We start from the raw sequence: 6,440 nt of genomic DNA on the forward strand, positions 1-6,440 counted from the left end.
CAGCCCTTCTTGGGGCGTTTCCTCCCTGGACTTGGGCCGCCTGCACTCCTGTGCGGGCGGCTTCTTTCTTTGGGAGCTCGGGCAGGTCAATCGCTGCCGTCCTGGAGCTGGATCCAGGGCCGGGCGCCGGCATCTTGCTGCTCGAAGCGGGCGATATCTCCGGTCAGCGAGGCCGTGAGGTCGAGGTCGTCCCAGCCGTTCAGCAGCTTGGTGCGCCAGATCGGATCGATCGAGAAGGTGAACGTGCGGTTACCTAATCGGATCAGACCGTCGTGAAGATCGACCGTGATGGTCGTGGCCGACGACTGCAGCAGCGCCAAAATCTCTTCCGCGTCGGCCTCGCTCACTTTCGCCGGCAACAATCCGTTGTTCACGGCATTCGATGCGAAGATGTCGCCGAAGCTCGGCGCGATCACGCAGCGGAAGCCGAAATCGACCAGCGCATAGACCGCTGCCTCGCGCGACGACCCCGCGCCGAAATTGCGGCGTGCGACCAGCACCTCGGCGTCGGCCGCGCTCGCGGCATTGAGCGGGAAATCGGGCCGCTTCTGGCCGGTCTCGTCGAAGCGCATATCGTGGAGCAGGTACTGTCCGTAGCCATCGGCACGCGAACGCTTCATGAAGCGCGCCGGGATCAACTGATCGGTGTCGATGCTGGCGAGCGGCAGCGCGCAGGCTGATGCCGTGAGGATGCCGAACGGGGTCATGCATCGCTCCTCAGCAGCGGGCGCACGTCGGTCAGACGGCCGGTGACCGCCGCGGCCGCGGCCATCGCCGGCGACATCAGATGCGTGCGCGCGCCGGGTCCCTGGCGGCCCTTGAAGTTGCGGTTGGTGGTCGAGGCGCAGCGCTCGCCCGCAGGCACCAGGTCGCCGTTCATGCCGACGCACATCGAGCAGCCCGCGCCGACCCAGTCGAGACCGGCGTCGATGAAGATGCGGTCGAGGCCTTCCTGCTCGGCCTGCTGCTTGACGAGGTGCGAGCCGGGCGACACCAGGCCGGGGACGCGCGCCTTGCGGCCGGCGAGAACGCTGGCGGCCGCGCGCAGATCCTCGATGCGGCTGTTGGTGCAGGAGCCGATGAAGACGCGGTCGATCTGGATGGTCTCGAGCGCCTGGCCCGGTCTCAGCCCCATGTAGTCGATCGCCTCGCGGATATGGCTCGCGCGCGAAGCGTCGTCTGTTGCAGCGGGATCGGGCACCGAAGCTGTGATCGGCAGCGCATCCTCCGGGCTGATGCCCCAGGTCACGGTTGGCGCGATATCCCTGCCATCGATCAGGATCGCGCGATCGAACGCCGCGTCGGCGTCGCTTGCGAGCTCTCGCCACGCCGCGATGGCGCGATCGAGCACATCGCCTCCGGGCGCGAATGGCCGTCCCGTCACATAGGCGAAGGTGGTCTCATCCGGCGCAATCATGCCGCAGCGCGCGCCGCTCTCGATCGAGAGGTTGCAGAGCGTCAGCCGACCTTCCATCGACAAAGCGCGGATCGCCCTTCCCGCATATTCGATCGCATGCCCCTGCGCGCCGTCGGCGCCAATCGCGGCGATGATCGAGAGCGCGATGTCCTTGGCGGTGATGCCCGGCGCGGTGTCGCCGTCGACCGTGATACGCATGCGCTTCGGCTTCTTCTGCCACAGGCTCTGCGTCAGCAGGACGTGCGCCACCTCGGAGGCGCCGATGCCGAAGGCCAGCGCGCCGAACGCACCATGCGTCGAGGTGTGGCTGTCGCCGCAGACCATCGTGAGGCCGGGCAAAGTCAGCCCCTGCTCGGGGCCGACGACGTGCACGATGCCCTGGCGCGGATCGTCGAAGCCGAAGATGCGAATGCCGTTGGCGCGGCAATTGTCGTCGAGCTGCCGGATCATGCCGGCGACCTCAGGCGCGATCTCGCTCAGGATGCGGGTGCGGGTCGGCACGTAGTGATCGGCGACGCCGATCGTCAGATCCGGTCGGCGCACCTTCGCGCGCTTCTCCTTGAGCTTGTTGAAGGCATGGAACGAGCCCTCGTGCACGAGGTGGCGGTCGATGAACAGCAGCTCCGCGCCATCTTCGCGGCGCGTCACCACATGCGCATCCCAGACCTTGTCGAACAGCGTTCGCGGCTGCCCTGTTCCCGTCATTCCCGAACGTCCTCAGTTGATCGCATCATCGACGCACCAGGTCATGTCGTGTGTCCGGCCGTCGCAGGGAAGGGGGCCCGGGCCGCCATGTGGCCCTGGTAGACGGCCTCCAGCGCCGTACGTGGCGCATTGTTGTCGCCGACCTGCATCACCGGCAATCCGGCACGCCGCAGGGCGAGATAGAGCGACTGATCCGTGCTGTTGTGATCGACGGCGACCAGCGCGGAGAACCCGGTCAGGCGCTCGATGTCGCCGGTCGAGAGATCCTCGACCTCCAGGGTCTCGCCGTCATACGAGCGAACGGCGCGCAAGGTTGCGATCCGAACCTTGCGCTCGCGCAGCCGCCGGCTGTTGGCGAGCGTCGAATAGATCGTGGTGCGCCAGGCATAGCTCGTCGCCGGAACGAACAGCGTCACGGCCTTGCCGAGATCGGCGAAATGCTCCAGCGCCGAAAGGGTGGCCCATTCGCCGGTGCGGTCGAACACAGCGACCGATGCGCCGAGCTGGTCCGGCTGATGGAGCGCGTCGGGCAGAGTGAACACGGGCCCGCCGCCCGCAATCGGCAATGCCGTCGTCGTCGAGCCCGTCGCCAGCACGATGCGATCGGCGGCGAAGCCCGTGATCTCAGCAGCGTCTGCGTTCTTGTTGAAGACGATCGTCACCCCGAGATGCGTCAGCGCCGCGGCCTGGAATTCGACGAATGCCTTGAAATTCGCGCGCTTCGGCATCAGCCATGCCGTGCGCAGCTGCCCGCCGAGCTGATCGCTGCGCTCCCACAGCGTCACGTCGTGGCCGAGTGCAGCAGCGACGCGCGCAGCCTCCAATCCAGCGGGACCGCCGCCGATGACGAGAACGCGCTGGCGCGCCGCGCGCGGCAGCATCTCCGGCTCCTCGAATGTCGCTTCCAATCCGGCGATTGGATTGATCAGGCAGCGGATCGGCAGGTTCCGCTCGAGCATGCCGGCGCAGCCCTGGTTGCAGCCGATGCAGCTGCGGATCTCGTGCGTTCGTCCCTCGATCGATTTCCGCACGATCGCCGGTTCGGCGAGATGCGCGCGCGCCATGCCGACGGCGTCGGCGTGGCCGGCTGCGATCATCGCATCGGCTTCATCCAACCCTGTAAACCGACACACGGCAAACACGGGCGTCTCAAATCCCTGCGTCCGCAACTCACGGCGAATGCGCGCGGGCAGGGTCCTGAACGGCGCAGGATCGAACGCCATGTCGGCCATCTGCGTCGCCAGCGAGTAGCTCGCGACATAGGCCGAATGCGACACGTTCACGAAATCGATCCGCGTCTGCCGCGCCAACATCGGCACGATGCGTTCGGCCTCGTCGATCTCTAGCCCGCCGTCGGCGTACTCATCGCCGCTGATGCGGATGCCGAGACAGACGTTATTGCCCAGCTCAGCGCGCAACGCCGCGAGCACGCGTGCGGGGAAGCGCAGGCGGTTCTCGAGGATGCCGCCATACTCATCATCCCGCTTGTTGGAGAGCGGCGACATGAACTGCTGAAGCAGATGCCCATGCGCCATCTGCAACTCGACTCCGTCGAAGCCGGCGGCAACGAGATTGCGCGCGGTGACGAGATGCCCTTCGATCACCTGCTCCATGTCGAACTCGTCCATCGGTCGCGGCGGCAGCGCCGAGATCGACCACGGGATCGGCGAGGCGCCCCAGGACACCGTGCGTTCGAAATCGCCTTCGACCTGTCGTCCGAGATGGATGATCTGGCCGAGCATGAAGGCGCCCTCGGCCTTCACTGCCTCGACGATGCGGCGGAACGGATCGATGCAGGCGGGATCGAAGCCGCACACCGCTTGTGGCCGGCCGAGCGAGTTGGCGTGCACGCGGATGGATTCGAAGATGATGGCGCCGACGCCGCCGCGCGCGCGGGCGCGATGATAGGCGAGGTGTTGCGCGCTCGGCAGGTGGTTCTCCCCGAAATTCGTGGTGTGGGCGGGAACGAAGATGCGGTTGCGAAAGCGCAGGGGGCCGACGTCGAGCGGGCTCATCGCCCTTGCATATGGCTGATGCTGCGACAAATCGCGCGATCCTCCCTGAGAGCCACCCATGGCTTGATCCTTGCTGCGATAACGGGCGCTGGAGCTGGTTGACCGAAGCTGTCATATTTTCTATACACCTACTGTATTGAAAGCAAGATAGCTCTGCCACCACGGGACTTCCCGCCTTGCGCACCGCGTCCGAGCCATTGAAGGCACGACGGATCTACCTGCTGCTGAAGGACAAGATCGCTTCCGGCGAGCTTGCGGACGGCGAGCGGCTGCCAGGTGAGTTCGCGCTGGCCGAGGAGCACAATGTCTCCCGCGTCACAATCCGCCAGGCGCTCGATCTGCTCGCTGGCGAAGACCTCATCCAGAAGAAGAGCGGGCTCGGCACCTTCGTGCACCGTCCGGCGTCCAAGGTCCGCACGGTTCTCGCTGACGTTTCCAATGTATTCGCGCATCTGATCGAGATGGGCCGCACGACGGACGTTCGGCTCCTGTCGTTCGATTACGTCACGCCGTCCGACCAGATCCGCGAAGCCTTGCAGCTCGCGCCCGACGAGCGCTCGCAGCGTTCGGTGCGTGTCCGTCTCGTCGACGGCGTGCCGTTTTCCTATCTCATCGCCAACGTTCCCGAGCGCATCGGCCGCAACTATTCGCGCGACGATCTCGCGCGCATGCCGCTGCTCGAATTGATCGAGCGCTCCGGTCTGACCAGCGCGTCTGCGCGGCAGGAGATCAGCGCCGTGCTGTCGAGCCCCGATGTGGCCGCGGCGCTCGACATCGACGTCGGCATGCCGCTCGTGGCCCTGCGCCGCACGGTCTACGGCAAGGACGGCCAGCCGATGGAGCACCTGCAGGCGCTCTACCGGCCCGATCGCTACACATTGCAGATGAACCTCGAACGGACGGGCGACGAAGGGCACCGGCACTGGAGCCCGACCGCCGAGGTGTACCGCAGAGAACGGCCGCGCCGGCGGCCGCCAGTCAGGAAAGTGGGGAAGTCATGACGCTTGGCTCGAAGTCACTCTCACGCCGCAATGTGCTCAAGAGCGGTGTCGCGCTCACCTCGATGCTGGCGGCGCCCGGCCTGCTGCGCGCCGAGCCGGCGCCGGTGAAGGTCGGCCTGCTGCAGCCGATCTCCGGCGCCTTCGCGCTCGACGGCGATCTCGCCAAGATCGGCGCGGAGTTCGCGATCAAGGAGATCAACGACGCCGGCGGCATCAAGGCGCTCGGCGGCGCCAAGCTCGAGCTCGTGATCGGCGACAGCCGCTCCAATGCGGAGGCCGGCGCGCAGGCGACCGAGGAGCTGCAGTCGGCCGGCGTCGCCGCCGTGCTCGGCGGCTTTGCCTCAGGCATCGCGCTGACCGCGACGCAGACGGCGTCGCGCTACGATCTGCCGTTCGTCGTCGACTGCGCGGTGGCCGATACCATCACCGAGCGCGGCCTGAAGAACACCTTCCGCTTCAATCCGAACTTCAGCATGGCGACCGCGGTCGCCCTCAAGAACCTGGTGAAGCTCAACGACGACTCCGGCAAGCCAATCAAGACGGTGGCGATCGTCCACGAGGACGGCCTGTTTGGCTCGGGTCTCGCCAAGATCATGCAGGAGAAGCTGCCGCCGCTCGGCTTCCAGATCGTCGAGACGATCGCGCATCCGACGCCTGCGCGCGACATGACCAACGTCGTGCTGCGGCTGCGCGCGCTCAATCCCGATTTGATCGTGCCGTCGCACTATTTCAACGAGTTCGTGCTGATGGCCCGCACGCTGCAGCAGCAGCGCGTGCGACCGAAGGGCATCTACGCCGTGTTCGGCGGCGCCGCCTCGAGCTATCGTTTCGTGAACGAGTTCCCGGAAGCCGCCCAGGGCGTGATGGACTGCAACCATTGGGGCGATCCCAAGAGCCCGATCACGGCCAAGCTGCGCGAGACCGTGACCGCCGCCGGCAAGTTCTACGCCTACAACACGCCGATCAACTACTCGCTGGTGAAGGTGTTCGCCCAGGCCGTCGAGAAGGCCGGCAGCGCCGACCGCGCCAAGATCATCGAGGCCCTGGCAGCGAACGAGTTCGACAGCGGCATCATGCCCTACGGCAAGACCAAGTTCGACGCCAAGGGCCAGAACACCAGCGCACTTCCGCTGAACACGCAGGTCCAGGGCAAGGACATCAAGGTGATCTACCCCGCGGAATACGCCGACGCCAAGCCGGTGTTCCCGATCAACGGGTGATCGGGAGGGGACACGCTGAAAGAATAACCTGCCGGCGCGTGATTGCAGCCGTGCTTCGCAGCTGAGATCGAGCGCTCGCCAT

Annotated in this window: 5 protein-coding genes; 2 read left to right on the forward strand and 3 right to left on the reverse strand. The window is 66.3% G+C overall.

Annotated features, from left to right (window positions below):
- Positions 1 to 86: 86 nt before the first annotated feature.
- The 3 genes from leuD to BRAO375_RS22735 are packed head-to-tail and all read right to left on the reverse strand — an operon-like array spanning position 87 to position 4,137.
- Complete coding sequence (gene leuD, locus BRAO375_RS22725; RefSeq protein WP_009029794.1) at positions 87 to 707, reverse strand: 3-isopropylmalate dehydratase small subunit; 621 nt, start codon at positions 705 to 707, stop codon at positions 87 to 89.
- Entirely contained in the window at positions 704 to 2,122 is a 1,419-nt protein-coding gene (gene leuC, locus BRAO375_RS22730) for a 3-isopropylmalate dehydratase large subunit (protein WP_009029795.1), read from the reverse strand. The genes leuD and leuC overlap by 4 nt, the downstream gene beginning before the upstream one ends.
- A gap of 41 nt (positions 2,123 to 2,163) precedes the next feature.
- Positions 2,164 to 4,137 carry an oxidoreductase gene (locus BRAO375_RS22735; RefSeq protein ID WP_064742418.1) on the reverse strand — a complete coding sequence of 658 codons (1,974 nt, stop codon included), beginning with the start codon at positions 4,135 to 4,137 and terminating at the stop codon, positions 2,164 to 2,166.
- Positions 4,138 to 4,313: 176 nt separating this feature from the next.
- On the opposite strand from BRAO375_RS22735, the gene BRAO375_RS22740 reads away from it, so the two are divergent.
- Together BRAO375_RS22740 and BRAO375_RS22745 are read left to right on the forward strand one after the other, a co-directional pair.
- Positions 4,314 to 5,138, forward strand: coding sequence for a GntR family transcriptional regulator (locus tag BRAO375_RS22740; RefSeq protein WP_009029797.1), 825 nt, complete (start codon positions 4,314 to 4,316; stop codon positions 5,136 to 5,138).
- Positions 5,135 to 6,358 carry an ABC transporter substrate-binding protein gene (locus BRAO375_RS22745; protein ID WP_009029798.1) on the forward strand — a complete coding sequence of 408 codons (1,224 nt, stop codon included), beginning with the start codon at positions 5,135 to 5,137 and terminating at the stop codon, positions 6,356 to 6,358. The genes BRAO375_RS22740 and BRAO375_RS22745 overlap by 4 nt, the downstream gene beginning before the upstream one ends.
- Positions 6,359 to 6,440: the final 82 nt, after the last annotated feature.

Source organism: Bradyrhizobium sp. ORS 375 (assembly GCF_000239775.1).
GTDB lineage: Bacteria > Pseudomonadota > Alphaproteobacteria > Rhizobiales > Xanthobacteraceae > Bradyrhizobium.

Coding starts and splice junctions, on each gene's coding strand:
- BRAO375_RS22735 (WP_064742418.1), bottom strand. CDS start 4,137: ATGAGCCCGCTCGACGTCGGCCCCCTGCGCTTTCGCAACCGCATCTTC.
- leuD (WP_009029794.1), bottom strand. CDS start 707: ATGACCCCGTTCGGCATCCTCACGGCATCAGCCTGCGCGCTGCCGCTC.
- leuC (WP_009029795.1), bottom strand. CDS start 2,122: ATGACGGGAACAGGGCAGCCGCGAACGCTGTTCGACAAGGTCTGGGAT.
- BRAO375_RS22745 (WP_009029798.1), top strand. CDS start 5,135: ATGACGCTTGGCTCGAAGTCACTCTCACGCCGCAATGTGCTCAAGAGC.